Here is a 25,325-nt window from a genome sequence, read left to right on the forward strand (position 1 = left end):
GTCTTCAACCGGTCTGGATCTCCGCGGCGCTCGTCGCCGAGTCATGGAGGGCGCCATCGACGGGCACCGACAAGGCCCACGCGGGTGCCCGGCCCTCTCGCAGTCGCAGCGGGACGTGCGACCCCACGGCGAGCCCGGCACCCATGTCCAGCTCCAGCTCGACGTCGGACCCGTCCTCGGCCGTGGCCGTGACCACCTCGCGGGTCCCGGCCGCGCGGCGCCTCGTCACTCGTGCCCGCGTGCCGGCCGACCCCGGGTCGGCCTCGCCCACCACCACGGCCTCGCGCCGCAGGAGCAGCACGGCCTCGCCCGTGGCCGGGCAGTCGTCCGCGACGGGGATCGACCCCCACGTCGAGTGGTGCGCGCCGTCGCGGATCACGCCGCGGACCTCGCCGAAGCCTCCGACGAGTCGGGCCGTGGCGACGGTCGCGGGGCGGCGATAGATCTCGCTCATGGGGGCCTGCTGGTGCACGCGGCCGTCGATCAGGACCACGCTGGAGTCGGCCAGGGCGGCCTCGTCCAGGTCGTGGGTCACGAGCAGGATCGTGGGCTCGATCGCGGCGCGGACCTCGCCCAGCAGGTCGTGCATCGAGGTCCGCAGCTCGCGGTCCAGTGAGCTGAACGGCTCGTCGAGCAGCAGTGCACCGCGCTCGGCGGCCAGGGCGCGCGCGAGTGCCACCCGCTGCTGCTGTCCGCCGGAGAGGGAGCCGACGCGTCGGTCCTCGAGGCCGTCCAGTCCGACCAGGCGCAGGTAGCGCTGGGCGCACAGGCGCGCCTCCCGCCGGCTCGCGCCCGACAACCGAGGCGCGAAGGCCACGTTGCCGGCGACGTCGAGATGGTCGAACAGCAGCGGCTCCTGGAACATCACCGTCAGGTCACGACGCTCGGTGGGGCGGCCGGCCATGTCGACGTCGTCGACGAGCACGTGCCCGGCGGTGGCGGGCTCGAGGCCGGCGGCGACGCGCAGCACGGTGCTCTTGCCCGAGCCGGAGGGGCCGATGATCGAGACCATCTGCCCGTCACCGACCGAGAGCGACACGTCGTGGAGCGTGTCGGACGCGGCACCGGCGTAGCGGTGGCGCACCTGGCGGATCTCCAGCGTGCTCATGGGGCCATCCTCGCGCGTGACGCCAGTGTCACGAGCAGCACCGGCGGAACCAGGGTGGCCACGGCCATCGCCGCCACGATCGCGTCGTTGCCCGAGCCGGCCGCGGCCGAGCCGAGCAGCACCGGCGCCGTGATGAGCTGACCGCCGCCAACGAGCAGGGTGACGACGTAGTCGCTCCAGCCGACGAGGAAGGCCAGGAGCGCCGCCACGACGATCGGTCCGCGGATCGCGGGCAGCACGACCCGGGCCCTGGCCTGGCGTGCCGTGGCCCCGAGGGCGCGGGCCTGCGCGGCGAGGTCGGGCGAGGTGCGGGAGAAGCCAACCGCGCTCGTGTACGCGGTGTAGGGCAGGGCCAGCGTCGCCAGGAGCAACACCACGGACACCGGCTCCGGCAGACCGAGCCGGATCATGAGCACGTCGAGCCCCATCGACACCGCGAACGGCGGAAGGACGAGCGGCACCAGGAGGACCGTCACCAGCACCCGGGGGTGCCGGCCGAGCCGCCAGCCCAGCACGCGCCCCAGCATGACGCCGAGCGGCGTGGCGACGGCGGCGACCGCCAGGCCCAGGCCCAGCGAACGCGCGAGCGCCGAGAGCAGCCCCGCGTCGGCGGCGCCGCGCCACCCCTGCACGCCCCACGCGCTCGGGAGCACGTCCGGGAAGCTCCACCGGTCCGCGGTGGCCCACACCAGCACCGGCAGCAGGGGGAGCAGGAGCCACACGGCCACGACGACCGCGATGGTGGCGCGCCCCACGACCGGCAGGGTCTTGAAGGTCGACGGGGTCCTCACGAGAGGCCCCGGTCCGGCGACAGGCCCGTCCGGAGGCGAGGCAGGGCCGCGAGCGCGGGTGCAGCGAGCAGCATCGCGAGTGCTGCCGCGGTCGCTGCTGCGGCGGCGGCCGCGGGACGGTCGGTCAGCTCGATCGAGCCGAACAGCCGGTAGGCGAGCACGGGGAGCGGCTCGGGCGAGGCGCGGCCCAGGAGCCACGCCACCTCGTAGGAGCCGACGGCGTAGACCAGCGTGACCATGGACGACACGGCCAGGGCCGGCGTGGCCGTGGGCACCAGCACGCGGGCGAAGCGGTGCCACCGCCCCGCCCCCAGCCCGGCCGCGACCTGCATCCGCCGGGCGTGCCCGGGTGCCACGGCGGCCAGGACGACCAGGGCCACGAAGGCCGACTCCTTCCACGCCAGCTCCAGCACCGTGGCGACCGGCCACGAGCCGCCGACCAGCGCCGGCCACCCGGTGTCGCCGACGACGGGGGCGAGCGCCCGCGCGGCGACCCCGCCGTCGCCGAGCAGCAGACCCACCGAGGTCGCCCCCACCAGGTGCGGCACCGCGAGCACGGCCAGGCAGCCGGTGCGCACCAGCACCGCCCCGCGACCGCCGACGAGCATCAGCGTCGCGAGCAGCAGACCGATCACCGCGGCCAGCAGGCTTGCCGGCACCGCGATCCGCAACGTCTCCGCGGCGCCGGCGGCCAGGTCGGGGGCGGCCTTGCGCCAGCCGTCCAGGCCGAGCTCGGCGTCGCCGTACAGCGGCACCAGCCCGAGCGACGTCGCCAGGACCGCCACCATGCCCACCCCGGCGACCCCGGTGATCAGGACGATCCCCGGGAGCGCGGCACGGGCCTCACGGTCGGTCACGGTGAGCCCAGCACCTCGCGCCGCCAGGCCTCGTCGAGCGGGTTCACCCAGGACGACGCGAGCTCGGGTTGCGCGTTCCGCGAGAGCTCCTCGTACGGCGGCACCACGGGGGAGTCGGGAAGGTTCGCGAAGCGTGCCGCGTCGGCCGCGTCGAGCAGCCCCACGTCGAGCACCGTGAACTGGCCCCAGACCGCCGGATCGGCCTTGGCCGCCTGCTGCTCGGGGGAGAGGGCCAGGTTGGCCACGACGGCGGCTCCGGCCTGGTCGGGGGAGCTGGCCGGGATGCCGAGGAAGCTCGCGTTGCCGACCGTGCCGTCCTCGACGCTCAGCACCGTCGTGGTGGACGGGAACGTGCCGTCCGCGACGAGGTCGGTGAGCGTGGCCGGGCCGTAGGTCATCGTGAAGTCGACCTGGCCGTCGGCGAAGAGCTGGTCGAGGGCCTGCTGGTCCCGCGGGTAGGTCGTGCCGCCACGCCACAGGGACGGGGCCAGCTCGCTGAGCCGGTCGAGGAGCGCCGGGGTCAGGTCGTCGAAGGCCTCGTCGGAGTAGCTCGTCGGGACCTCGTCGGCGCCGCCGCTGAGCGCGTAGAGCGCCTGGCGCACGAAGACCGAGCCGGTGAAGTCCGGCGGAGCGGGGTACGTGAACCGGCCGGGGTTCTGCTCGGCCCAGTCCAGTAGTCCGGCCACCGTGGTCGGCGGATCGGTGACGCGGGCGGCGTCGTAGGCGAACGTGAACTGGGCCTTGTGCCAGGGCGCCTCGCAGCCGTCGACGGGCACCCCGAAGTCCTCGGCCACCAGCGGGTCGTCATCGGCGACGTACTGCAGGTTCGGCAGGTCGTCGGCCCAGTCGCACCACCACGCCCCGGCCTCCTGGCCGGTCGCGAAGTTGTCGCCGTTGACCCACACCAGGTCGACTGCACCGTCGGTGCTGCCGGCGGCGTTCTCGGACAGGACGCGGTTCATCGCGTCCTTGGTGTCGGCCACGGGCACCCGGCGCAGCGTCACGCCCAGCTCGGCGGCCGCCGGCGTCAGGACGTCGTCGACGTAGGCGTTGCCCGCCTCGTCGCCGCCGAACATCCACAGGTCGACGGTCTGCCCCTGCGCCTCGGCCACGACCTCGTCCCACGGGCGGTCGGCGGCACGCGGCGACTCGTCCGGCGACGGGCCTGAGCAGGCCGACGCCACCAGGGCGAGGGTCACGGCCAGCGCCGGCAGGGCCGGGCGGGACGTGGCACGGATGGACCGGGCACGGGAGGTCATGGTGCGGTGCGCTCCTGGGGTTGGTGGCGATGGCGGTGGGCCACTGCCATGGGAACACCTTGGACGGCTGGGCGACTTCCCGCCGGGGAGTCGCCCAGAACGGTGTCATGTGGTGCTGGACCCCGTCGTGGGTCAGGATGGCGCGAGTCATGCACGCCGAAGGGGGCCTGCCCATGTTCGACCGTCGCCTGCGCGGTCACCTCGACGGCCCGCTGACCCGCGTCGCCGCGGTGCTGGACCGCCGGTGGATCACGCCCGACCGCCTGACCGTGGCAGGTCTGGTGCTCGGGCTCGCCAGCGCGGGCCTGGCGGCCTCGCAGCTCTGGCTCTGGGCCCTCGCGGCGTGGTGGGTCTCGCGCCTGCTGGACGGGCTCGACGGACCGCTGGCCCGGCGGCGGTCCGCCGACGGTCAGGGCTCACCCGCGGGTGGCTTCCTCGACGTCACGGCCGACTTCCTGGTGTACGGCACCACGGTCGTCGGTGTGGCCATCGGCACTGTGGGGTCCGCCGCGGACGTCGGCGACTGGCTGCCGTTCGCCGCCGTGCTGCTGGCGTACTACGTCAACGGCACGGCGTTCCTGGCCTTCTCGTCGATCGCGGAGCGCACCGGGCACCAGCTCGACGACGGCCGGTCGCTGAGCTTCCTCGGTGGCCTCGCGGAGGGCGCCGAGACCATCGCGGTGCACTCCCTCTGGCTGATCGTGCCCGCCTTCGCCGGACCGATCGCCTGGGTCTGGGCAGCCGTGGTCGGCGTCAGCGCGGCGCACCGGGTCGTGGTGGGCCATCGTGCGCTGCGCCGGCCCCTGGCGGGTCCATGAGCGAGCGGAAGCAGACGGAGGACTCACCGGGTTCCCGCCCCGTGACCTCCCGCGCCTCCGTGCTCCGCCTGGCCGCCCTCGTGCTGGCGTTCCTCGCCGTCGCGGTCGGTCTCCAAGCCAGCGGCTGGGACGGGCCCGGACAGCTCCGTGCGGGGGTCGAGTCGGCCGGCTGGGCCGGTGCCGTGGTGTTCGTCGTCGGCTACGCGCTGCTCGTGCTCGTGCCGACCCCCGCTTCGCTGCTGACGATCCTGGGCGGTGCCCTCTTCGGGGTCTGGGTGGGAGCGCTGCTCGCGTGGGCCGGTGCCTGGCTGGGGTCGGTGGGCGGGTTCCTCGCCGGACGCCGGCTCGGGCGCCCGGCGGTCGACCGCCTGCTCGGCGGACGCCTGGCGCAGGCCGATCGCGTCCTGCGCCAGCACGGCCTGGTCGCGGTCGTCGCCGTGCGGCTGGTGCCCCTCTTTCCGTTCACCCCGCTGAACTACGCCGCCGGCCTGGTGGGGGTCCGGGCGCGCGACTACCTGCTGGGCACCGCGCTGGGCATCGTGCCGGGCGCCTTGGCGTACGCCGCGGTCGGGGCCTCGGGAGCCGACCCGCTCGGCATCGTCCTGGGCATTGGCGGGCTGGTCGCCCTGGCCGTGCTGGGTGGCACGGTCGGTCGTCGGCTGCTGGCGCGGACCGAGCCCGCGGACTCCGACGACCCGGATCAGGAGCGGTAGCGCGCCAACCAGCGACGGTCGATGGCGCGCTTGAGCAGCAGACTGGCGCGCCCGAACCACCAGCGGCCACCACGCACCGCCAGTGCCGTGCCGCCACCGAGGTCGAGGATCGACAGCGACGTCGACGGTGGCGTGTAGACCGGTGCTGGCCCTCCCGCGCTCCGCGCGAGCAGTGCCTCCAGCAGGACCGGCCCCTGTCGCACGCCGTGCACCCCGATGCGGGCAAGGCGCCCGGGCAGGAAGTCGACGCAGTCGCCCGCGGCGTAGACGTCGGCGTGGTCGCGGTGCTGGAGGGTCGCCTCCACCGGGAGGCCTCCGGGGCCGCCCCAGGGTGCCGCGGTCGCGAGCGGCGGCGGCGCCAAGCCGGTCGCGAGCACGGCCACGTCGTGCACGATCTCGGTGCCGTCGCGCAGCACTGCCCTCGACGCCCCGACCTCCACGAGGTCGACCCCGCAGCGCACCACCACGCCGCGGTGGTCCAGCAGCCGGGCGAGGCGTGAGGCCGCTCCGGTCGGGAGGAACGCGCCGAGGGACGCGCCGGACTCCAGCACGGTCACCCGGGCCACGTGCGGCACGAGCGCGAGCTGGGCGGCGAGCTCGATCCCGCTCGGACCGGCACCGACGACGCTGACGCGCAGCCCGGCGCCGCCGTGGTGCGTCGCCACGTGCTCACGCAGCCGGTGCAGGTCGTCGAGCGGCTTGACCCGCACGACGTCGGGGTGCACCGACAGCCCCGGGGGCGTCGCGGCGACGCTGCCGATGTTGAGCGACACGACGTCCCAGCTGATCTGCTCACCGTCCGCACAGGTCGCGGCCCGGGTGTCGGCGTCGAGCCGGGTCACCCGCGTGGGCCGGTGCTCGACCCCTCCCTGCGCCAGGCGGGCGACGTCGATCCGGCCCACCGCAGGGTCACGGGCGCCCACGGCGACACCGGCCGCCGCTCCGCTGTAGTCGAACCACGGCGGGGCCACGAGCGTCACGACGTAGCCGGCCCGGCGCAGCTGGTCGGCTTGCCGCAGGAGGTGCAGGTGGGCGTGGCCCGCCCCCACGAGCAGCAGCCGGGTCTCAGCGGTCACGGCGGGCCAGGAGGGCGCGACGGACGCGGACCAGCAGGCGCAGGATCCGCCGGGTCACGGGTGCCTCGAGCTGCGTCCGCACGTCCGCGACCGCGGCGTTCCACGGACCGTCGTTCCAGGTCGGGTAGGCGTGCATCACGCTCGCGAGGTCACGCGTGCGCAGACCCTGCTGCACGGCGATCGCCAGCTCGCCCAGGGTCTCGCCGGCGCGCGGACCGACCACGGTGGCGCCGACGATGCGCCTCTTGCGGTCGACGACCACGCGAGTGAACCCGTCCGTCTCGGCCTCGACGACCGCGCGGTCGACGTCGTCGTGCTGCTGCGTGAGCTGGCGCAGGCCGCGCTGGGTGCGGCCCGTGTCGACGCCGACGGCCGCGACCTCCGGCTGGGTGAAGGTGACGCGGGGGACCACGGCGGTGTCGACGCGTCGCGGCACGCCGAGCGCCGCGTTGCTGGCGGCGAGACTGCCGTGGACCCCGGCGGTGTGCGTGAACTGGGGGTGCCCGGTCAGGTCGCCAGCGGCCCACACCCGGGGGTTGGTCGTGCGGAGCCGGTCGTCGACCACGACGAATCCGCGGTCGTCGACCTCGACGCCGATCCGGTCCAGGCCGATGTCCCGGGTCCGCGGGGTGCGCCCCACGGCCAGGAGCAGGCGGTCGAAGGCGACGGTGCTGCCGTCGTCGAGGTGCAGCGTGCCGGCGCGGCCGTCGTCGGACCCCGTGACGGACGTGGCCGTGCGGCCGACACGGAGGGTGACGCCGTCGGCCGTCAGGGCACGGCCCACGACGGCCGAGGCGTCGGCGTCCTCCTGGGGAAGGACCCGCGACGCCGACTCGACGACCGTCACGTCGACCCCGAGGCGGGCCATCGCCTGGCCGAGCTCGCAGCCGATGCTGCCGCCGCCGAGGATGGCCAGCCGGCGGGGTGCCTCCCGGAGCTCCCAGACGTCGTCGCTGGTCAGGGCGTCGACGTCCTCGAGACCGGGGACACCGGGGCGCGTCGGCGCGGCGCCGGTGGCGACCACCGCCTGCCGGAACCGGACCGGGTCGCCGTCGATCTCGAGCACGCCCTGGTCAACGAACCGGCCACGCCCCGCCCGCACCGTGACGCCTGCGGCGGTCAGCGCCTCGGGGGAGTCGATCGGCGCGATCGTGGCGATCGCCGCGTGCACGTGCTCCATCGTGCGGGCGAAGTCGACCTGCACGTCGCCGGTGACCACGCCGAACCGGTGCGCCGAACGGGCCGAGGCGGCGACGCCGGCGGCGGCCAGGAGCGCCTTGGAGGGCACGCACCCGGTCCACAGGCAGTCGCCGCCCGTGCGGTGGTCCTCGACGAGGAGGGTGCGGGAGCCGAGGCGCGCCGCCGTCTTCGCGGCCACGATGCCCGCGGTGCCCCCGCCCAGCACCACGAGGTCCCAGGGTCGTGGCGATCTCACGGCAACCGTCCTTCGACGAGATCGTCGAGCACCGACCGCAGCCGGTCGGTGGAGGCGCGGTCGACCACGTGGTGCCCCGACCATCCCGCCAGCGCCCGGCTCAGCAGGCGGTGCTGGCGCAGCACCTCGCTGCAGCGCTCGCACGTGGCCACGTGCTCCTCGAGCCGGCTGATCTCGCTCGGGGTCAGTGGCGCGGCGGGGTCGGCGTCCAGGTAGCGGTGGATCCGTCGTGCGGTCCAGTGACAGGTGATCACCTGTCGCAGCATCACGATCATCACAGTTCCCTTTCGGAGGTCGCGAAGGTCGGGCCGAGCGCCACGCGGACCTTCTGGCGGGCACGGCTGAGCCGGGACATGACGGTGCCGGGCGGTATCCCGAGCAGGGCCGCCGCGTCGGTGTACGACAGGTCGTGGACGTCGACCAGGATCAACGCGCTGCGAAACCTCGGGTCGAGCGAGTCGACGGCCACCTGGAGCGCGGCTCCCAGCTCGTCGGTGACGAAGGAGTCCTCGGCCGACGGGACCCCCGCGGAGCCGAACGCCGGGCGTGCGGCCCGCGCCAGCTCCGCGTCGTCGATCGCGATCGGCCTGCGGCGCCGCTGCATGTTCAGGTGGGTGTTGCGCAGGATTGTCAGCAGCCAAGCGCGGGGATGGCGCCCGTCGAACCGGTCGAGGGCGCGGAACGCGCGGATCAGGGACTCCTGCACGAGGTCCTCGGCATCGGCGGCACTGCCGGTGATGCTGCGGGCCACCCGGAGCATGACCTCGATCTCGGGCTCGATGACCTCGCCGAAGGCGCGGCGTCGCTCGGCGTCCGGAGAGGTCGTCGCGTCGCTCATGCGTCGGGAACCCGCCGAAGTCGGCCCTGTCTTCCCGATGGCACGTCGTCGCGGCTCAGAGATCGCGACGGTAGGTGTCGAAGTGGGGATCGTCCTCGGCGTCGGCGTCGGCGTCGGGCCGGCGGTTCAGGCTGATGATCGCGGTGACCAGCCCTCCCCAGAGGATCAGCATCGCGACGACCATCATGACGATCGCGTCAGCGCTCATCGGTCGGCCCCCTCTCGGTCGTGCTCGGGCGTGACGGCTTTGCGACGGGTGACGGTGATCACCAACGCGACCACGAGCACCAGGCCGGCCGTGCCCCAGCCGAAGACGTTCAGCATCCAGGCCGGGTAGCCACCGTACGGCTCGTCGAGGGTGTCGATGAAGGCGCGGACCAGCACGTAGCCGAGCGCGAGCGGCGCCACGACCGCGACCAGCAGCATCCACGTCCGGCCGAGCTTGACCGAGCCGTGCCGGTTGAGGTGCGCGGCCAGGCCAGGAAGCGCCTTCAGGCCGACACCCATCACCACCATCGTGACGACGGCGACCAGCAGGATGCCGAACTGGTTGACGAAGTAGTCGACGATGTCGAGCACCAGCAGACCGCTCGTGGTCGAGAACAGCAGCACGCTCACGACCATCGCGGGCACCCCCACGACGAGGACTGCGGTGACCCGCTTCAGGTCGAACTTGTCGCGTACCGCCGAGACGACGACCTCGAGCACGCTCACGAGCGAGGTCAGTCCAGCGATCACCAGGGAGCCGAAGAACAGCACGCCGATCAGTGACCCGCCCGCGGCCTCGCTGATGATCGCGGGGAACGCGACGAACGCCAGACCGATGCCGTCGGCGACGACCTCGTCGACCGCGACACCGCTCGACTGAGCCATGAAGCCGAGCGCGGCGAAGACGCCGATGCCGGCCAGCAGCTCGAAGCCCGAGTTTGCGAACCCGACGACCAGGCCGGACCCGGTCATGTCGGTACGCCTGCCCACGTACGAGGCGTAGGTGATCATGATGCCGAAGCCGATCGACAGCGAGAAGAAGATCTGTCCGAACGCTGCGGCCCACACCGAGGCGTCACGCAGCGACGCCCAGTCGGGGCTGAACAGCGTGTCGAGGCCCTCGGCGGCCCCGGGCAGGAACAGGGCGCGCACGACGAGGAACCCGAATGCCAACACGAGCAGCGGGATGAACACGACCGACGTGGCTCCGATGCCCTTCTGCACGCCGAGTCCCATGATCAGCAGCACGGCCGCCCACACGATCAGAAGGGCGATCAGCACCCCCGCGACGAAGTCGAGCGTGACGCCCGGCTCGCTGGTCTGCAGGAACTCGCCGAAGAAGAAGCCTTCGGGATCGGCGCCCCAGGCCTTGTCGATCGAGAAGAACGTGTAACGGGCGGCGTAGGCGATGATCACGGCGTAGTAGACGGCGATCACGAAGCAGATGCCGACCTGCCACCACCCGAGCGGCTCGGCCTTGCGCGACTCGCGCGCCATCGACAGCGGTGCCGAGCCGCGGTGCTTGTGGCCGATCGCGTAGTCGAGGAACAGGAACGGCAGACCCGCGGTGAGCAGCGCGATCAGGTAGGGGATGACGAACGCGCCGCCACCGTTCTCGTACGCGACGTACGGGAAGCGCCAGATGTTGCCCAGCCCTACCGCCGACCCGATGGCCGCGAGGATGAAGACCTTGCGCGAGGAGAACGCCCCGCGACGGGCCTCCTGCTGGCCGGGTGCGGCCGCACTGCTGGAGTGTTCTGCGCTCGCCATGGGTGTGTCTCCTGACGTCGTTGTCGGGCTCCCGGCATCGTAGGACACGACCGCGCTTCGTGCGCTCCGGCTGGCCGGGCCGTTCCCGCCCCGCCCCGCCCCGCCCTGGTGCGGTGGCGGTAGCGTGCGATCCACCCTGACCCCGCCTCATGGAGGAGATCACCATGGCCGTCGACCCCACCGGATCGGACCTCAAGCGCTACCTGGCCGAGGACGAGGGAGGCGAGGTCGTGATGCTGAACTTGCTGCGATTCAAGCCCGAGGGACGTGACTCGTACGCTGCCTACTCCCGCGCGATCGCGCCGTTCGTGGCCAAGGTGGGCGGCTCGGTCGTGTACGCGGGGGAGTGCGGCACCGCGTTGGTGCCGGCCGCCGGCAGCGGCTGGGACGCCGTGCTCCTGGTGCGTTACCCGTCCCGCTCGGCGTTCTCACAGATGGTGGCCGACCCCGACTACCAGCAGATCACGCACCTGCGCACCGAGGCGTTGGAGGAAGCCGTCCTGCAGGCCACGTCTGACTGGGGCTGACCGGCCGCTGACGGCTCAGGTGCCGCAGTAGCTGACGTACCGACCGAAGTCGGGTGGGGCCGGTTCGGCGAAGCGCTCCAGTCCGGGATGCTCGTCGAAGGGGTGCTGGACGGCCGCCAGGAGCTCGCCGAACGGCCCGAGGTCGCCCGCGGTCGCGGCGTCGAGCGCTTCCTCGACCCGGTGGTTGCGTGGGACGTAGGCGGGGTTGGTGCGCTCCAACAGCTCCGCGTCGGGAAGGAGCTCACGCCAACGCGCCAACCACGCGTCGAGGCCAGCCAGGTTGGCGACGAGTCCGCGGAGCGGCTCGGCGTCACCGCGTGCGGCGCCAGCGAGCGCCCGGAACCCGCTGGTCCAGTCGACGTGGTTCTCGCCCAGCAGCACCAGCAGCTGCTCGCCGAGGTCGACCGCTTCCTCGGTGCCGGACGCGAAGCCGATCTTCGCGACCAGGCCCGCCGCGTACGTGGCGCCGTAGCGGGAGCGGAACGCGCCGAGCGCCTGCGTCGCGAGCTCGACGCTGCTGTCCTGGTCGTCGGCGATCAGCGGCAGGAGGGTCTCGGCGAACCTGGCGAGGTTCCACTCGGCGACCAGGGGCTGGTTGCCGTAGGCGTAGCGGCCGCCGGTGTCGATCGAGCTGTGCACGGTGGCGGGGTCGAACGCCTCCATGAAGGAACACGGTCCGTAGTCGATCGTCTCGCCGGAGATCGTCATGTTGTCGGTATTCATCACGCCGTGGACGAAACCGATCAGCATCCACCGTGCGACGAGGTCGCCCTGGGCCGTGGCCACGGCCTCGATCAGCGCGAGCGCCGGGTTCGCGGCCTGGGCCGCAACCGGGTGGTGGCGCGCGATCGCGTGGTCGGCCAGGCGACGCACCAGCTCGACGTCGCCGGTCGCGGCCGCGTACTGGAAGGAGCCGACGCGCAGGTGACTGCTCGCCACCCGGGCCAGGACGGCGCCTGGCAGATCTCTCTCGCGACGAACCTGGCGTCCGGTGGCCACGACTGCCAGCGATCGCGTCGTCGGTACGCCGAGGGCGTGCATCGCCTCGCTGGTGAGGTACTCGCGCAGCATCGGCCCGACCGCGGCCCGGCCGTCGCCTCCGCGGGAGAACGGCGTGCGTCCCGAGCCCTTGAGGTGCAGGTCGTGGAGTCGCCCTTGGGGGTCGCTCAGCTCGCCGACCAGCAACGCGCGGCCATCGCCGAGGCGAGGTGAGTACCCGCCGAACTGGTGTCCGGCGTAGGCCTGCGCGACTGGGGTGGCGCCCGCCGGCACGAGACTGCCGGTGAGCAGACGCGCCCCGGCGTCGCCGCCCAGCATCTCCGGGTCGATCGCGAGCTCCGCGGCCAGCGGCTCGTTGAGCACCAGCACCCGAGGGTCGAGGGCCTCCTCGGCCTGCCAGGGGAGGGCAAGCTCGGGCAGCTCCGTCGCGAACCGGTTCGCGATCGGGAGCAGTTCGGGATTCGTCGTCACCTCGTCGAGCCTACGGACCGCGTCTGGCTCGAGGAGCGGGTTCACGGTGACGGGTTGCAGATCTGGTCATGGCCCAGCGCACCCTCATGACCTCCGCGTCCGCCCCCGCAGCAGTGGCGTCGCCGGGCCGGCCCCAGCCGCGGCGTCGACACGGTGGCCGCCTGACAGGTCCGCGCGCCCAGCGCCGCTGAATCGTGTCTCTCCACCGGCACACGCGCACGGACTGCCCGAGGGCCCGTCCTGGACGGTCAGCTGGGCGAGCCTCGACCGGCGGCGCAGTCCCTGGACCACACGCCGAGGCCTACGGCGCCGGGATCGAGTCAGGTCGTCACGACGTCACCGTGGCGCTCAGCCGGCATCGCGCAGGATCGCCTGGGTCGCCGAGTGGCGCTCGCTGCGGCGGTCCAGGTAGGGATTGAGCACGCCGCGCAGAACCGACATCGGGCTCCACCGTCGTGGCGCGATGACGCGGGGTGCTCGGCGCTCGATACCCCGAACGATCACCCCGCCCGCGACCCGTGGCTCGAGCTTCTTCATGAGGACCTGCGGGAACGTCGCCTTGAGGCGGGCGCCGATCGGGTCGGCGAAGGCATCGTGCGTCATGGCCGTGTCGATGAATCCGAAGTACGCGACCGTCGCGGAGGCGCCGTGCTGGACCAGCTCGCTGCGCAGCGCTCGGCCGTACTGCTCCACCGCGGCCTTGGACATGGCGTAGGGCGCCACCAGCATGCCATTGGAGAAGGCGTAGATCGACGACACGACGACGACGTGCCCCCCGTTGGCGGTGATGTGCGGCAGGGCGGCTCGGACGGTCCGGTGGACGCCGTGGATGTTGACGTCGATCACGCGCTCGAACTCGCCCGCGCTCATGGCCCGGATGGTCGCCGGCTGGTTGGCGATCCCGGCGTTGGCCACGACGACGTCGAGGCGACCGAGCTGGGCCACGACCTGGGTCACGATGTCCTCCATCGCGGCCGAGCTCGTCACGTCCGCGACCAGGCCGATCGCGCCTTCTCCGAGCATCTTGGCCGCCATCGAGGTCGCCTCGGGATCGAGGTCGACGATCGCGACTCGAGCTCCTCGCTCGAGCAGCGCGCGGGCGGTCTCCAAACCGATTCCGCGGGCGCCGCCGGTGACGAGGGCGACCTTGGAGGTGAGGGGGTAGGCGCTCATGAGTGAACCGTTCTCTCGCGGGGACTGCTCGACCGGCCGAGGTGCCGATCGAGGAAGGTGATCTGGTCGCACAGGGCCTGTTGCTGCCAGGGGCCGTCGTAGACGTCGAAGTGGTCGACCGGGTAGGACAGCAGCTCGGCGGTCCCGGCGGCTCGGCGGACCACCTCGACTGCCGCGGCCGGAGGGGCCACCGCGTCGTTCTCGCCGACCTGTACCAGCAGGGGGAACCTCGCGCGCCGCGCTTGACGCAGGGGCCGGCTGAAGGCCACGGTCAGCGCCGCACGGGCGCCGACCAGGTTGCGCCAGGTCGGACCCGCGACTGCGGTGTAACCGGCCACGGCCCCGGGCGCAGTGATGATCGCGACCGATCCGGGTTCGCCGACGACGGGCAGGTAGTGGGGCTGTCGGGATGTCAGGGCCCGCGCGACGTCCCGCAGCCCGTGAACCAGCAGAGGCGCGAGGCGACGGACACCGCCGTGCCGCGCGATCGCCAGCAGGGCGGCCCGACCGTCCATCGCCGGTGTCAGGGAGATCGCTGCAGCGACCCGTCGGTCCTGGACGGCCACCGGGAGCACGTGCCCGCCGGAGTACGACGTTCCCCACAGAATGATGCGGTCGGGGTCGACGCCGACGAGCCGGCGGGCCGCGGCAATCGCGGCGTGGTAGTCGGCACGTTGGCGGCGGTACGACACGAGCTGGCGAGGCTCGCCGCCCGAGGCGCCGAAGCCGCGGTAGTCGAAGAGCAGCACGTCCAGGCCCGCCGCCGCGAGCCCCTCGGCGTACCCGAGGAGTCCGGTGTCGCGGGTGCCCCCGAAACCGTGCGCCATCACGACGCACGGCCGGCCCCTTGACCCGTCATCCGCGGGCACTCGTGCGACGAAGTGCCACGCGGCACACCTCACGCCGTCGCTGCTGAACGTGAGGTCTTGGCGCACGACGTTCATGCGGTGGTCAGGGTCGTGGCCGGGGACTCGAAATGCAGCAGGCCGTCGTCGATCGGCTCCTCCACGAGCATCCGGCAGTCGCGCCCGTAGTGCATGAGCACCTTCCACGGCTCCTTCGAGCCCTGGCGCGGCAGGGTGTCCTTGGCCCGCTGGACGTATCCGGACTGGAGCTGGTCGAGCATCCCGATGTCGAGGCGGGAGCCCTCCTCGTCGCGGGGTGTGGCGACGGTGTGGCCCGCGTCGTCCATCTGCTGCATCAGGCGGCACAGGTACTCGCCGGCGATGTCGGACTTCAGGGTCCACGGCGCGTTCGTGTACCCGAAGATCCACGCCAGGTTCGGGACGCCTTCGACGAGCACGCCCTTGTACGTCAGCTGGTCGTGCAGCTCCTTGGCCTCACCGTCGACGAACAGCTTCAGCCCGCCGAGCATCTGCACCTTCAGGCCGGTGGCGGTGATGATGACGTCGGCCTCCAGCTCCTGCCCGGACTCCAGCAGGATGCCGCGGGGCGTGAACCTGTCGACATGGTCGGTCACGACCGAGGCTGCTCCGCTGGCGAGGGCGTCGAACAGGTCGCCGTTCGGCACGGCGCAGAGCCGCTCGTCCCAGGGCATGTAGGTCGGCGAGAAGTGGCTCATGTCGACGTTGGGTCCGACCTTGCGACGAACCTGGGAGAGCAGGAACCGGCGCATCGTCCTGGGCCAACGTCGGCAGGCGAGGTAGAGCCCACGGTGCACGAGGATGTTGCGCTGACGAGAAATCGCGTACACCCAGGAGTCCGGCAGGAACCGGTTGAGGACGCCGGAGATGCTGTCGACAGCGGGCACCGACAGCACGTACGACGGCGATCGTTGGAGCATCGTGACGTGCTCGGCTGTGCCGGCCATCGAGGGGACCAGGGTCACCGCAGTGGCGCCACTGCCGATGACCACGACCTTCTTGCCGCTGTAGTCGAGGTCCTCGGGCCACCGTTGCGGGTGGACGACGAGCCCCTCGAACTCGCCGGCCCCGGGGAACGTCGGCTCGTGACCCCGGTCGAAGTCGTAGTAGCCCGTGCAGCTGACGAGGTAGCCGCACGTGTACGAGCGGGTCTCGCCGCTGGCCTCGTGCACTGCGGTCACGGTCCACTGTGACTGCGCGGTCGACCAGTCGGCGCGGACGACCTGCATCCCGAAGTGGATCTTCTCGTCGATGCCGTGCTCGGCCGCCGTGTCGGCGATGTACTGGCGAATGGATCCGCCGTCGGCAAGCACCTTGCGGTCGTTCCACGGGCGGAACTTGTAGCCGAAGGTCAGCATGTCGGAGTCGGAACGGATTCCGGGGTACTGGAAGAGGTCCCAGGTGCCTCCCAGTCGGTCACGCCGCTCGAGGATCGCCACCTCCTTGTCGGGGAACTGCCGGGCCAGCTGGCAGGCGGTGCCAATGCCCGAGAGGCCGGCTCCGATGATCAGGACGTCGAGGTGGGGGGTCGTGGACATGAGTTCAGCGTCGCCGCCACTGGACGAACAGGTCTTGACACGGCACGACATACTTTTGACAGTTGCGGACAGGAGGACCGATGTGGCAAGCCTCATCCGCGCGACCAACCTCTGGGGTTACGCCGAGGTCGTCCGCGAGCTCGGGGGCGATCCGGACGAGCTCTGCGCGAGGTTCCACCTTCCCGCGGGCGTGGCCCGAGAGCAGGAGGCGTTCGTGGCGTTCGACGCGTTCGTGCGGTGCCTGGAGGCCGCGGCCACCGAGCTCGCGTGTCCGGACTTCGGCCTGCGAGTCTCGAAGTGGCAGGGGCTGGACATCCTCGGACCCGTTGCAGTCATCGCCCGCAACGCCCCAACGGTGCACGATGGCCTGACGTCGGTCGCGCGCTACCTCTACGTCCATTCCCCAGCGCTCGAGCTGGCGATGCAGCCTCGCCCGGCCGGAGCGGGCCTGCGGTTCACCTACACCGTGCGGGAGTCGACGCTCACGCACCTTCGCCAGGGCTACGAGCTCAGCATGGCCAACGCGGCGCGCATCGTGCGCCTGCTGGGTGGCGCAGGTGCGGGCCCGAGCCTGGTGTCCTTCCTCCACCCGCGGCAGGGGCCGCAGGCCGCCTATGAAGAGGCCCTCGGATGTCCGGTGCGTTTCGAGCAGCCGTGGTGCGGTTTCGAGATCGGCGCCGACCTGGCGACCCGGTCGATCGACGGCTCCCACCCCGAGACCAGGCGCATGGCCACGATGTACCTCGAGTCGACCTACGCACCCGGTTCGGCCACCTGGAACCAGCGGGTCGCTGAGCTGGCGCGTCGACTGCTTCCCACCGGGAACTGCACGGCCACCGCGATCGCGGAACAGCTGGCCGTGCACCCGCGCACCCTGCAGCGGCTCCTGGCGGCCGAGGGGGATCGGTGTCAGGACGTCATCGAGCGCGTCAGGCGGGACCAGGCGGCGGCCTACCTGGCAGATCCACGCCTGCACCTGAGTCAGATCGCCGGCCTGCTCGGCTATTCCGAGCAGAGCACGCTCAACCGTTCGTCTCGGCGGTGGTTCGGGACGACGCCACGCCAGTACCGCGCTGAGGTGACTCGCTCGGCCCCGTGAACATCGTCGGGGTCGTGCGGACGACGGCGTCACGCCCGACGCCGGCGAGATCGTTGGCCCGAGCCGTATCGCGCTGACGAGCGCCCGCCAACGAGCGGCGGGGATCGATGCCGGACCGGACCAGATCGGCGTCGAGCAGCCGCATGAGGGCGTCAGAACCCGCGTCAGTAGCCGCGGCCGGGGTTGAGGATGCCGGACGGGTCGAAGGCCGTCTTGATCCGATGCATGAGGGCCCGCTCGGCGGCGCCGACCTGGCGCTCGAGGTAGTCGATCTTGAGCGAACCGATGCCGTGCTCGCCACTGACGGTCCCGCCGAGGTCGATGGCCGCCAGGACGATCTGGTCGAAGCATGCGTAGGCGCGCTCGGCAGCGCCGGCCTCCGTGGCGTCGTAGACGATCGTGGGGTGCAGGTTGCCGTCCGCGGCGTGTCCGAAGACGCCGACGGTGACGCCGTGCTCGGCTGCTGCCTTCGCGATCCGCGCCTCGAGATCGGGCAGGCGATGGATCGGCACGCAGACGTCGTCGAGCAGGGTGGTGCCGAGTCGTTCGAGTGCCGTGAGCGCCACGCGGCGGGCTTCCATCAGGGCCGTGCCCTCGTCGGTGTCGTCGGTGTGGAAGGCCGCGAGGGCACCGTGGGCGGCTGCGACCTCGACCACGGCGGCGATCTCGGCGGCGTGATCGCTTCCATCGGTGACCACGAGCAGAGTGGGCACCTCGTCGAGGCCCATCCGCGTCATCAGGTTGACCGCGCGCACGGTGGTCTCGTCCATCAGCTCGACGGCGCTGGGCCGCGCCACCCGCTCGATCGCCAGCACGGCCTCGACGGCGGCTGCAACGGTGGGGAAGGTGAGCGCGGCCGTGGCAGTGCCGGGCGATGCGGGCAGCAGGCGCACGGTCGCCTCGACGACGACACCGAGGGTGCCCTCCGAGCCGACGACCAGACGGGTCAGGTCCAGCCCGGCGACGTCCTTGTGAGTCGCTCGGCCGGTGCGGATCGTCTCGCCCCCAGCCAGCACCACGGTGAGTGCAAGCGTGTGATCTGCGGTGACGCCGTACTTCGCGCAGCACATGCCGCCGGCGTTGGTCGCGATGTTGCCGCCGATCGACGAGATGGCCCGGCTGCCGGGGTCGGGTGCGTAGAAGAGTCCGTGCTCCCGAGCGGCAGCGTCGAGGTCGGCATTGAGCACGCCCGGTCCGACGGTGGCCGTGCGCGCGACGGGGTCGATGGTCAGGGCCGTCAAACGCGACACGTCGAGCACGATGCAGCCGTCGAGAGCGTTCGCGGCACCGGCCAGGCCCGTTCCTGCTCCGCGGATGACCACGGGAGCTGCGTGCTGATCAGCGATGGTCAGGACCGTCACGACGTCGGCCGCGTCGCCGGCACGCACGACGGCCAGCGGCCTGCCCGCGACGGCGACCAGACACTGGTCGCGGCGGTACGCCTCCATCGACGTCGGCTCGGTGATGACCCGGCCGGCCAGGGCGTCGACCAGCTCCTCGAGCAGCCCATCGGCCAGGCTCATGACTCGGTGACGGGCTCGTAGAAGCCGCGGATGTGCGCCACGACGAGATCGGCGGCGCGCCTTTGGGCGCCCGAGTCGAGGGCCGTCACGATCGCCTCGTGCTCGTCGCAAAGGCCGCTCAGCACCGAGACCGGATCGCCATGCTCGCTCAGGGCCGTGCGAAGGTAGCCCGCGATCGTGCCGCGCATGACCTCCACCACGAGACCGATAGCGGCATTCCCGCCCGCATGGGCCAGGCTGACGTGAAAGTCGACGTCGGCGAGGTGGAAGGCCTCGATGTCGCCGGCGTCGGCGGCGACGCGCATGATCTTCAGGCACTCGCGCGTCGAGGCCGGCACGACGTTGACGGACTGGACCGCGTCACGCTCGAGCAGCACGCGAAGTGCAACCAGGTCGGGCAGCGTCACAGCCGAGACCCGCAGGGCGGTCGTCAGCGCTGAGGCCGCCGTCGAGGCAAGGCGGTCGTGGGTCACTCGCGGGCGAGAGGTCGATACCGACTCGGCGCCGGTCACCAAGCCCTGTGACTGGAGGACCCGCAGCGCCTCACGCACACTGGACCGCCCGACGCCGAAGGTGCTCGCCAGGTCGGACTCCGTCGGCAGCTCCTCGCCAGGAGGGAGGTCGCCGACGACGATCGCCTCACGCAGTCGCGAGGCGATCTCCAGGCTCAGCGGCAACCGTGCGACCGGCGCGAGATGGGTGGACATGCGAGTCACTGTAGCGCTTGCCCGCCCGCTTGCCTGCTTGTCAGACAAGTGGTTGACTCAGGGGCGTGATGCGATCCACATCACATTCCTGATGGTCCACCTGGAGGTCCGCCATGTCCGAGCAGCTCACCCTTGACCCCGCCACCACGGCCGTCGTGCTGATCGAGTACCAGAACGAGTTCACCACTCCCGGCGGCGTGCTCCACGACCCTGTCGCAGCGGTCATGGAGAAGACCGGCATGCTCGCCAACACGGTTGCCTTCGTCGAGCAGGCCCGCGCCGCCGGCGTGACGATCATGCACGCCCCGATCACGTTCGCTCCCGGGTACGGCGAGCTCACGCGCCACCCGTACGGGATCCTCGCCGGGGTCGTGAACGGCAAGGCCTTCGAGAAGGGCAGCTGGGGCGCGGCCATCGTCGATGACCTCGCGCCGACCGAGGACGACATCCTGATCGAGGGCAAGCGTGGGCTCGACACCTTTGCCAGCACCAACCTCGACTTCATCCTGCGCAGCAAGGGCATCACCACGGTGATCCTCGCCGGATTCCTCACCAACTGCTGCGTCGAGTCGACGATGCGTTCGGCCTACGAGAACGGCTATCGCGTGATCACGTTGACCGACTGTGCGGCCGCGACGTCCGTCGAGGAGCACGACAACGCCATCACGTACGACTTCCCGATGTTCTCGCTGCCGATGGAGTCGAAAGCCGTCGCCGCGGCGCTCTGACGGGTGTGCCGCCCCCGTCGTCCCGGCCCCCGCAGGCACGGGGCGCGTCCAGGTAGGGCGCAGTGGATCCACTCCGGCGACCTGGTCGTTGATTTGCGATCCGTCGGCCAGGCGTGGTGATGGACCGATTCTGCGACAGGAGGTCGGCTAGCCATGCGGAACGCCCCGAGCGACCGAAGGCCACGTGGGGCGTTTCCACTGACTAGACGGGGCTTTCGCCGTCGAGGTCGAACGACCGGAACTGATCGAGACCCACCAACTCAGATGCCTGTAGCGAAGCGCCGGGGTCTGCCCCGAGTCTTGCTGACGCTCGGGGGTCGGAGTGATCAGGCCGCGTCTGCGGCGGTGTAGATCGTCTCAAACTCGACGGGGGTGAGCGTGCCGAGGACCCTCTGGCGAGGTCAGCGGAGATGCGGGTGGGCCACCTGCTGGCGACGGTGAGGCAGGCGCCCCGCCTGCGGCAGCCGCGTGCCGATTCTGCGGGTGCTTCACCTGACCTGACGGATGCGGCGAAGACGCTCGGGGTGTCGGTGACCAAGCTCGAGTCGGCGCTGGGGGGTCCGCCACCCGACTTCGAGGAGGCTGCCAAGACTCTGGGCCTTTCCGTCGACGAATTGATGGCTGCACTCCCGTCGGATGCCACCACCAGTCAGGGGTCGTGACTCACGTGCCGGCTTCCTGACGGCCGTGGGGGAGGAGGAGCGTGAAGGTTGACCCACCTCCGGTGGTCGGGCTGACCGTGACCGATCCGTGGTGCTCGTGGGCGATCTGTTGGGTGACGGCGAGTCCGAGGCCGGCACCGCCCTCACCGTGTCGAGCGCGGGACGAGTCGGTTTGGTAGAAGGGCAGGAAGATCCGCTGCTGCTCGGCCTTGTCGATCCCGGCTCCGTGGTCGATCACGCTGATCTCCACGGCCCCCGGCGGCGCCTCCACGGCAATGGTGATGGGCGTCGAGCTGGGGGTGTGCGTGCAGGCGTTGGCACCAAGATTGAGGATGGCCTGATGGATCCGGGCGGGGTCGCCGGCCAGCGCCGCAACGTTTCTCGGACCGATTTTGGCCTCGATCTGGCGGTCGGGGTGCGCCGCCCGCAGGTCGTCGGTCACCGCTCGCACGACCTGAGGAACGTCGACGTCGGACACGACGTGGGCGCGCGTCTCGTCTCCACGGACCAGCTCCAACATGGAGTTGACCAGCCAGTTGAGTCTGACGCTCTCGTTGCCGACGCGTGACATGGCGCGGTCCAGGGCTCCCGGCTCGGCGAGCATCCCACGCTCGTACAGGTCGCTGTACCCCTTGAGCGCGGTGAGTGGAGTGCGGATCTCATGGGAGACGTCACCGAGGAAGCGCCTCATGTCGTCGCGCGCCTGTGTGGCTGCTGCCTCCGAGTGCTCGCGCTCAGCAAGTGCGGCGCGAAGCCGGGCGACCATCCGCTCGATGTCGGTCGAGAGGTCGGAGACCTCCCGGGACCCACCGGCCGTGGCCACGTCGGTGTCGAGCGCCCCTTCCGCGATCTGGTTGGCCGTGGTCGCCATCGTCGCCAGGGGTCGGACCAGCCGGCCGGCCAGCCACCACGCCATCGCGGACTCAAGCAGGGCGATGCTGATCCCGCCGATGATCAGGGTCCGCCGGAGGGCGTCGGTCGTGGCGCGGTAGCCGTCCAGGGACAGGGCGGTGATCCGGACGCGTCCGTCGGGCTGCGGTGAGACGAGGACCCGGTAGGCACCGATCTCGCTGGTCGTGCGCTCCCGAGTCGCGCTCAGAGCGACGAGGGTGTCGCTGGCAAACGGGTTCTCACCACCTTGCGTGGCAGTGACGTCGCCGTCGGGCGACACGGTGAGCTGGACGGGCGCCTCCGCCCCGGTGGTCGCGTAGTCGGTGGGGCCCGTGCTGGTCGGCGGGGTCGCCCCGCTTGGTGGACCGGTCGGTGGCTGGGTCAGATCGACGCGTTCGGCGCGGGCGAGCTCCTGGTCGATCGCGGCCATCCGGGTCGAGCGATCGCTCGAGTCGACGTAGATGGCGAAGGCCATGAAGCCCACGGCGATCGTGGCCAGGAGCGGGACGAGGATCACCCAGTGCAGCGAGATGCGGTTCATCGAGGGCCTTCGCGCAGGACGTAGCCGAGGCCGCGGCGGGTGTGGATCAGCTGCGGGCGATCGTCGTCGAGCTTGCGGCGCAGGTATCCGACGTACAGTTCCACGACGTTCTCGGTGCCGTCGTGGTCGCGGCCCCAGACGTTGTCGAGGATCTGTGCCTTCGACAGCACGATTCCTCGGTTGACCATGAGGTATTCGAGCAGCCGGTGCTCGGTGGCCGAGAGGTCGATGAGCACCCCGGCCCGGCGTACTTCACGACCGGCGGGGTCGAGGGTCAGGGACCCGACCTGGATCAGACCGCCGGAGTCGTCGGACGTGGTGCGGCGGAGGATGGCTGCCACCCGCATCACGAGCTCGTCGACGCTGAAGGGTTTGGTGAGGTAGTCGTCGCCGCCGGTGGCGAAGCCGCGGATGCGGTGCTCGGTCTCGTCGCGGGCGGTCAGGAAGAGGACCGGTGCGCCCGATCCTGCCTCGCGCAGACGGCGGCAGACTTCGAACCCGTCGATGCCGGGGAGCATCACGTCGAGCACGATGAGGTCGACCCCACCTGCCATCGCGAGCTCCAGGCCCGCGTGTCCCTGGGCTGTCTGGGTGACGGAGTGCCCCTGGAACCGCAGCGCGGTGGACACGATGTCGTTGATCGAGGGGTCGTCCTCGACGACGAGGATCCGGCGGGGGGATGCCGGGGTGAGGTCAGGGCGCATCGGTGCCATCCAGGGTGTGGAAACTGTGATGAGGCTGTGATTGGCTCCACAGTGCTGTCACAGTGGCGCCCCCCATGCTTCGATCATGGACCACCCACGCGATCGCCACTCGGGAGCACCTCGCTTGCTTCGCCGACTCCCGGTGCTGGCAGTGTCAGTGGCAGGCATGATTCTGCTCGCCTCCTGCAACTCCTCGACCTCCGACTCCGGATCCGGCGAGGCGACCACGTCCGACTCCACGGCGACGGTCGGCCTCGACACCTCCCTGTTCCTGGACGGGGCACTGACCGAGGAGCCCACGACCGAGGACTGCACCCTCAGTGGCGGCGCCGAGACCACGTGCTTCCGGATCACGGTCGCCGGCTATCCGGTCGATCGCGAGGTCGGGCCGTTCTGCCCTGCGACGATCACCGATGGCCCCGATGCGGGCGGCATCTGGTTCGACGGCGACAACCTCTACGACCTCGACGGGGCGTTCATCGAGGGCCTCGCGGAGACCTACGACGACGACGGCTGGAAGATGTACGACGACGAGGGCAACGTGCTGGTCACTGAGACCCAGGCCGAGTTCGAGGCTGCCGCCCGCCCCGACGTGGACCCCGCCCTTGCGAACCACTGCATCCAGGGCGAGGTGGCGTGGCTCGACAACGGTGAGCCCATCACGAGCGAGGTGCTGATTCCGACGACGCCCGTAGCGGCGGACGAGGCCACCAGCGCGCAGGCCGTCCTGGGTGTCACTCTCGACGGGGTGCGCATCGACGCCTCCGCGCCGGTCGAGCAGATCCTTGGCGCCTACACGATCGCGGCGTTCGACGACTGCGGCGGCCACTTCAACCCGGTAGAGGGCTACCACCTGCACGGGGCAGTCGGCTGTTCCGAGGTCGGCGAGGCCCTTGACGGGGAGACCGCGCAGTTCGGGTACGCGCTCGACGGCTACGCGGTGCACAGCCCGTACGAGGAGGGCGAGGCCCCTGACGACCTCGACGCGTGCAACGGACACACCACCGACGACCTCGGTTACCACTACCACGCCAACCCCGCGTCCGAGAACCTCGTGATCGCCTGCCTGGTGGGCCAGACCGTCGAGTCCGAGGATGGAGGGGGAGGACCGCCCGGCGGAGGAGCCCCCGGCGCCGGTGCCGGCGGATGAGACACCCGAGCATCCCTGCCACGCCCGCCCGGCCGCTCCGTCTCGTCGCCCTGACTGCGGCCGTCCTGCTGGCCGCCGCAGCGTGCGGGTCGAGCTCGACCGACGCCGCGGGGGGCACCACGGCCGGCGATGGGAGCGTGGACATCTCATCGCTGTTCGTCGACGGCGCCTTGACCTCGGAGGCCGCGACGGTGGACTGCACGCTGGAGAACGGCAGCGAGACCACGTGCTACCAGCTCGAGGTCGCCAGCCTGGCCTCGACTGTCGACACCGATGGCCCATACTGTCCCGCCACCACCAGCGACCTCGGTGGCGTGTGGGTCTGGGACGGCGACGCACCCGGTCTCTACGCCCTCGACAGCGGCTTCTGGGACCTCGTGTCTTCGCAGGGCTACGAGTTCGCCGACGCCGACGGCAATATCACCATCACCGACCCGGCCGAGGGTGCTGCTTCGTCCTCGACCACGGCGAATTCCTGCCTGGAGGCCACTGCTGACGGCTCCTACCACCTGCAGGTCCTGATCCCGACCACTCCCGAGCTGCTCGACACGCCCACCGACCTGTCGACCATCTCGCAGGTGGGGCTTGCGGTGGACGGCGTCACGATCTTCGGTGACGCGCCGTCGGTGGCTGACCGGGGAGGGCTGCCGGCCCTGGATGCGTGCGGCGGCCACATCGACCCGTCGGGCTACTACCACTGGCACTTCGGCGCCGCGTCGATCCAGACCAACCTCGACGAGGCAGGAGCTCCCGTGACCTGTTCGGTCGAGCAGGACGCAGAGGCGCTGGTCGGTTTCGGCTACGACGGCTTCGGGATCTATGGCCCCGAGGAGGACCGGGACATCCCCAGCGACCTTGACGAGTGCTCCGGCCACATCTCCGAGACCGCCGAGTTTGGCGAGACCTACCACTACCACCTCACCTACGACTCCCCGAACCTGCCGACCTGCCGGGCCGGGGCGACGGCCGAGTCCGCGTTGACCAGCCCCGACAATGCCGACGTCGCGCTGCCCAACGGCGAGGGGCCCGGCGGTGGTGGCTCGCCGCCGTCCGGTGGCTGACGGGTGACCCGGCC

At 71.5% G+C, this 25,325-nt stretch carries 26 protein-coding genes; 8 read left to right on the plus strand and 18 right to left on the minus strand.

Going from position 1 to position 25,325, the window contains the following annotated elements; all coding sequences use genetic code 11:
• Positions 1-4: 4 nt before the first annotated feature.
• The 4 genes from V6S66_RS05635 to V6S66_RS05650 are packed head-to-tail and all read right to left on the minus strand — an operon-like array spanning position 5 to position 4,015.
• Complete coding sequence (locus V6S66_RS05635; RefSeq protein ID WP_334205769.1) at positions 5-1,108, minus strand: ABC transporter ATP-binding protein; 1,104 nt, start codon at positions 1,106-1,108, stop codon at positions 5-7.
• Positions 1,105-1,899 carry an ABC transporter permease gene (locus tag V6S66_RS05640; protein ID WP_334205770.1) on the minus strand — a complete coding sequence of 265 codons (795 nt, stop codon included), beginning with the start codon at positions 1,897-1,899 and terminating at the stop codon, positions 1,105-1,107. The genes V6S66_RS05635 and V6S66_RS05640 overlap by 4 nt, the downstream gene beginning before the upstream one ends.
• Positions 1,896-2,756, minus strand: a complete 861-nt coding sequence (locus V6S66_RS05645) for a hypothetical protein (RefSeq protein WP_334205771.1) — start codon at positions 2,754-2,756, stop codon at positions 1,896-1,898. The genes V6S66_RS05640 and V6S66_RS05645 overlap by 4 nt, the downstream gene beginning before the upstream one ends.
• Complete coding sequence (locus tag V6S66_RS05650; RefSeq protein ID WP_334205772.1) at positions 2,753-4,015, minus strand: ABC transporter substrate-binding protein; 1,263 nt, start codon at positions 4,013-4,015, stop codon at positions 2,753-2,755. The genes V6S66_RS05645 and V6S66_RS05650 overlap by 4 nt, the downstream gene beginning before the upstream one ends.
• A 149-nt stretch (positions 4,016-4,164) precedes the next feature.
• Here V6S66_RS05650 and V6S66_RS05655 point away from each other — a divergent pair, with 149 nt between their 5' ends.
• Together V6S66_RS05655 and V6S66_RS05660 are read left to right on the plus strand one after the other, a co-directional pair.
• Entirely contained in the window at positions 4,165-4,833 is a 669-nt protein-coding gene (locus V6S66_RS05655) for a CDP-alcohol phosphatidyltransferase family protein (RefSeq protein WP_334205773.1), read from the plus strand.
• Positions 4,834-4,874: 41 nt separating this feature from the next.
• Entirely contained in the window at positions 4,875-5,546 is a 672-nt protein-coding gene (locus V6S66_RS05660) for a TVP38/TMEM64 family protein (protein ID WP_334205774.1), read from the plus strand.
• On the opposite strand, the gene V6S66_RS05665 is transcribed toward V6S66_RS05660, so the two are convergent.
• From V6S66_RS05665 to V6S66_RS05690, 6 genes are read right to left on the minus strand one after another with little or no spacing between them, the layout of a single operon-like run.
• A complete protein-coding gene (locus V6S66_RS05665) occupies positions 5,534-6,622 on the minus strand; it encodes an NAD(P)/FAD-dependent oxidoreductase (RefSeq protein WP_334205775.1) in 1,089 nt (362 codons plus the stop codon). The two genes, V6S66_RS05660 and V6S66_RS05665, sit on opposite strands and share 13 nt — an antisense overlap.
• The gene (locus V6S66_RS05670; protein WP_334205776.1) at positions 6,612-8,057 is read right to left on the minus strand and encodes a dihydrolipoyl dehydrogenase family protein; all 1,446 of its coding nucleotides are present in this window, start codon (positions 8,055-8,057) and stop codon (positions 6,612-6,614) included. Before V6S66_RS05670 ends, V6S66_RS05665 begins: the two co-directional genes overlap by 11 nt.
• Positions 8,054-8,323 (minus strand): zf-HC2 domain-containing protein, encoded by a 270-nt coding sequence (locus V6S66_RS05675; protein WP_334205777.1) that lies wholly within the window; start codon positions 8,321-8,323, stop codon positions 8,054-8,056. The genes V6S66_RS05670 and V6S66_RS05675 overlap by 4 nt, the downstream gene beginning before the upstream one ends.
• 8 nt (positions 8,324-8,331) lie before the next feature.
• A complete protein-coding gene (locus tag V6S66_RS05680) occupies positions 8,332-8,895 on the minus strand; it encodes an RNA polymerase sigma factor (RefSeq protein ID WP_334205778.1) in 564 nt (187 codons plus the stop codon).
• Between the two features lie 55 nt (positions 8,896-8,950).
• Entirely contained in the window at positions 8,951-9,103 is a 153-nt protein-coding gene (locus tag V6S66_RS05685; protein WP_334205779.1) for a methionine/alanine import family NSS transporter small subunit, read from the minus strand.
• Positions 9,100-10,653 (minus strand): sodium-dependent transporter, encoded by a 1,554-nt coding sequence (locus tag V6S66_RS05690; protein ID WP_334205780.1) that lies wholly within the window; start codon positions 10,651-10,653, stop codon positions 9,100-9,102. The genes V6S66_RS05685 and V6S66_RS05690 overlap by 4 nt, the downstream gene beginning before the upstream one ends.
• Positions 10,654-10,817: 164 nt before the next feature.
• On the opposite strand from V6S66_RS05690, the gene V6S66_RS05695 reads away from it, so the two are divergent.
• Positions 10,818-11,180: a DUF1330 domain-containing protein gene (locus V6S66_RS05695; protein WP_334205781.1), complete on the plus strand. Its 363-nt coding sequence runs from the start codon at positions 10,818-10,820 to the stop codon at positions 11,178-11,180.
• Positions 11,181-11,195: 15 nt separating this feature from the next.
• Here the strand turns inward: V6S66_RS05695 and V6S66_RS05700 are convergent, their stop codons facing one another.
• The 4 genes from V6S66_RS05700 to V6S66_RS05715 all read right to left on the minus strand — a co-directional run bounded on the left by V6S66_RS05700 (position 11,196) and on the right by V6S66_RS05715 (position 16,245).
• On the minus strand, positions 11,196-12,650 hold the full coding sequence (locus V6S66_RS05700; protein ID WP_334205782.1) for a protein adenylyltransferase SelO: 1,455 nt from the start codon (positions 12,648-12,650) through the stop codon (positions 11,196-11,198).
• Positions 12,651-12,998: 348 nt separating this feature from the next.
• Positions 12,999-13,823, minus strand: coding sequence for a short-chain dehydrogenase/reductase (locus V6S66_RS05705; protein WP_334205783.1), 825 nt, complete (start codon positions 13,821-13,823; stop codon positions 12,999-13,001).
• Positions 13,820-14,767 carry an alpha/beta hydrolase gene (locus V6S66_RS05710; RefSeq protein ID WP_334205784.1) on the minus strand — a complete coding sequence of 316 codons (948 nt, stop codon included), beginning with the start codon at positions 14,765-14,767 and terminating at the stop codon, positions 13,820-13,822. The genes V6S66_RS05705 and V6S66_RS05710 overlap by 4 nt, the downstream gene beginning before the upstream one ends.
• A complete protein-coding gene (locus V6S66_RS05715) occupies positions 14,764-16,245 on the minus strand; it encodes a flavin-containing monooxygenase (RefSeq protein ID WP_334205785.1) in 1,482 nt (493 codons plus the stop codon). Before V6S66_RS05715 ends, V6S66_RS05710 begins: the two co-directional genes overlap by 4 nt.
• Before the next feature lie 82 nt (positions 16,246-16,327).
• Between V6S66_RS05715 and V6S66_RS05720 the strand changes: the two genes are divergently transcribed.
• Complete coding sequence (locus V6S66_RS05720; protein WP_334205786.1) at positions 16,328-17,344, plus strand: AraC family transcriptional regulator; 1,017 nt, start codon at positions 16,328-16,330, stop codon at positions 17,342-17,344.
• A gap of 164 nt (positions 17,345-17,508) precedes the next feature.
• Here the strand turns inward: V6S66_RS05720 and V6S66_RS05725 are convergent, their stop codons facing one another.
• Positions 17,509-18,867, minus strand: coding sequence for an FAD-binding oxidoreductase (locus tag V6S66_RS05725; protein WP_334205787.1), 1,359 nt, complete (start codon positions 18,865-18,867; stop codon positions 17,509-17,511).
• On the minus strand, positions 18,864-19,574 hold the full coding sequence (locus V6S66_RS05730; protein ID WP_334205788.1) for a FadR/GntR family transcriptional regulator: 711 nt from the start codon (positions 19,572-19,574) through the stop codon (positions 18,864-18,866). Before V6S66_RS05730 ends, V6S66_RS05725 begins: the two co-directional genes overlap by 4 nt.
• Before the next feature lie 113 nt (positions 19,575-19,687).
• Here V6S66_RS05730 and V6S66_RS05735 point away from each other — a divergent pair, with 113 nt between their 5' ends.
• Positions 19,688-20,302, plus strand: a complete 615-nt coding sequence (locus tag V6S66_RS05735) for a cysteine hydrolase (protein WP_334205789.1) — start codon at positions 19,688-19,690, stop codon at positions 20,300-20,302.
• A 416-nt stretch (positions 20,303-20,718) separates the two neighbouring features.
• On the plus strand, positions 20,719-20,964 hold the full coding sequence (locus tag V6S66_RS05740; RefSeq protein WP_334205790.1) for a hypothetical protein: 246 nt from the start codon (positions 20,719-20,721) through the stop codon (positions 20,962-20,964).
• Position 20,965: 1 nt separating this feature from the next.
• On the opposite strand, the gene V6S66_RS05745 is transcribed toward V6S66_RS05740, so the two are convergent.
• Both V6S66_RS05745 and V6S66_RS05750 read right to left on the minus strand, forming a co-directional pair.
• Positions 20,966-22,396: a sensor histidine kinase gene (locus tag V6S66_RS05745; protein ID WP_334205791.1), complete on the minus strand. Its 1,431-nt coding sequence runs from the start codon at positions 22,394-22,396 to the stop codon at positions 20,966-20,968.
• Complete coding sequence (locus V6S66_RS05750) at positions 22,393-23,100, minus strand: response regulator transcription factor (protein ID WP_334205792.1); 708 nt, start codon at positions 23,098-23,100, stop codon at positions 22,393-22,395. The genes V6S66_RS05745 and V6S66_RS05750 overlap by 4 nt, the downstream gene beginning before the upstream one ends.
• Before the next feature lie 166 nt (positions 23,101-23,266).
• Here V6S66_RS05750 and V6S66_RS05755 point away from each other — a divergent pair, with 166 nt between their 5' ends.
• Positions 23,267-24,250, plus strand: a complete 984-nt coding sequence (locus V6S66_RS05755) for a YHYH protein (RefSeq protein WP_334205793.1) — start codon at positions 23,267-23,269, stop codon at positions 24,248-24,250.
• Complete coding sequence (locus tag V6S66_RS05760) at positions 24,247-25,311, plus strand: YHYH protein (protein ID WP_334205794.1); 1,065 nt, start codon at positions 24,247-24,249, stop codon at positions 25,309-25,311. Before V6S66_RS05755 ends, V6S66_RS05760 begins: the two co-directional genes overlap by 4 nt.
• The last annotated feature ends 14 nt before the right edge of the window (positions 25,312-25,325 follow it).

This window comes from Aeromicrobium sp. Sec7.5, from assembly GCF_036867135.1.
Taxonomy (GTDB): Bacteria; Actinomycetota; Actinomycetes; order Propionibacteriales; family Nocardioidaceae; genus Aeromicrobium.

Bases quoted from the DNA above. Each gene is read 5' to 3' on its own strand.
- V6S66_RS05635 (WP_334205769.1), bottom strand. From the start codon at position 1,108: ATGAGCACGCTGGAGATCCGCCAGGTGCGCCACCGCTACGCCGGTGCC.
- V6S66_RS05650 (WP_334205772.1), bottom strand. From the start codon at position 4,015: ATGACCTCCCGTGCCCGGTCCATCCGTGCCACGTCCCGCCCGGCCCTG.
- V6S66_RS05655 (WP_334205773.1), top strand. From the start codon at position 4,165: ATGCACGCCGAAGGGGGCCTGCCCATGTTCGACCGTCGCCTGCGCGGT.
- V6S66_RS05675 (WP_334205777.1), bottom strand. From the start codon at position 8,323: ATGCTGCGACAGGTGATCACCTGTCACTGGACCGCACGACGGATCCAC.
- V6S66_RS05680 (WP_334205778.1), bottom strand. From the start codon at position 8,895: ATGAGCGACGCGACGACCTCTCCGGACGCCGAGCGACGCCGCGCCTTC.
- V6S66_RS05685 (WP_334205779.1), bottom strand. From the start codon at position 9,103: ATGAGCGCTGACGCGATCGTCATGATGGTCGTCGCGATGCTGATCCTC.
- V6S66_RS05690 (WP_334205780.1), bottom strand. From the start codon at position 10,653: ATGGCGAGCGCAGAACACTCCAGCAGTGCGGCCGCACCCGGCCAGCAG.
- V6S66_RS05695 (WP_334205781.1), top strand. From the start codon at position 10,818: ATGGCCGTCGACCCCACCGGATCGGACCTCAAGCGCTACCTGGCCGAG.
- V6S66_RS05705 (WP_334205783.1), bottom strand. From the start codon at position 13,823: ATGAGCGCCTACCCCCTCACCTCCAAGGTCGCCCTCGTCACCGGCGGC.
- V6S66_RS05710 (WP_334205784.1), bottom strand. From the start codon at position 14,767: ATGAACGTCGTGCGCCAAGACCTCACGTTCAGCAGCGACGGCGTGAGG.
- V6S66_RS05715 (WP_334205785.1), bottom strand. From the start codon at position 16,245: ATGTCCACGACCCCCCACCTCGACGTCCTGATCATCGGAGCCGGCCTC.
- V6S66_RS05725 (WP_334205787.1), bottom strand. From the start codon at position 18,867: ATGAGCCTGGCCGATGGGCTGCTCGAGGAGCTGGTCGACGCCCTGGCC.
- V6S66_RS05730 (WP_334205788.1), bottom strand. From the start codon at position 19,574: ATGTCCACCCATCTCGCGCCGGTCGCACGGTTGCCGCTGAGCCTGGAG.
- V6S66_RS05735 (WP_334205789.1), top strand. From the start codon at position 19,688: ATGTCCGAGCAGCTCACCCTTGACCCCGCCACCACGGCCGTCGTGCTG.
- V6S66_RS05745 (WP_334205791.1), bottom strand. From the start codon at position 22,396: ATGAACCGCATCTCGCTGCACTGGGTGATCCTCGTCCCGCTCCTGGCC.
- V6S66_RS05750 (WP_334205792.1), bottom strand. From the start codon at position 23,100: ATGCGCCCTGACCTCACCCCGGCATCCCCCCGCCGGATCCTCGTCGTC.
- V6S66_RS05755 (WP_334205793.1), top strand. From the start codon at position 23,267: ATGATTCTGCTCGCCTCCTGCAACTCCTCGACCTCCGACTCCGGATCC.
- V6S66_RS05760 (WP_334205794.1), top strand. From the start codon at position 24,247: ATGAGACACCCGAGCATCCCTGCCACGCCCGCCCGGCCGCTCCGTCTC.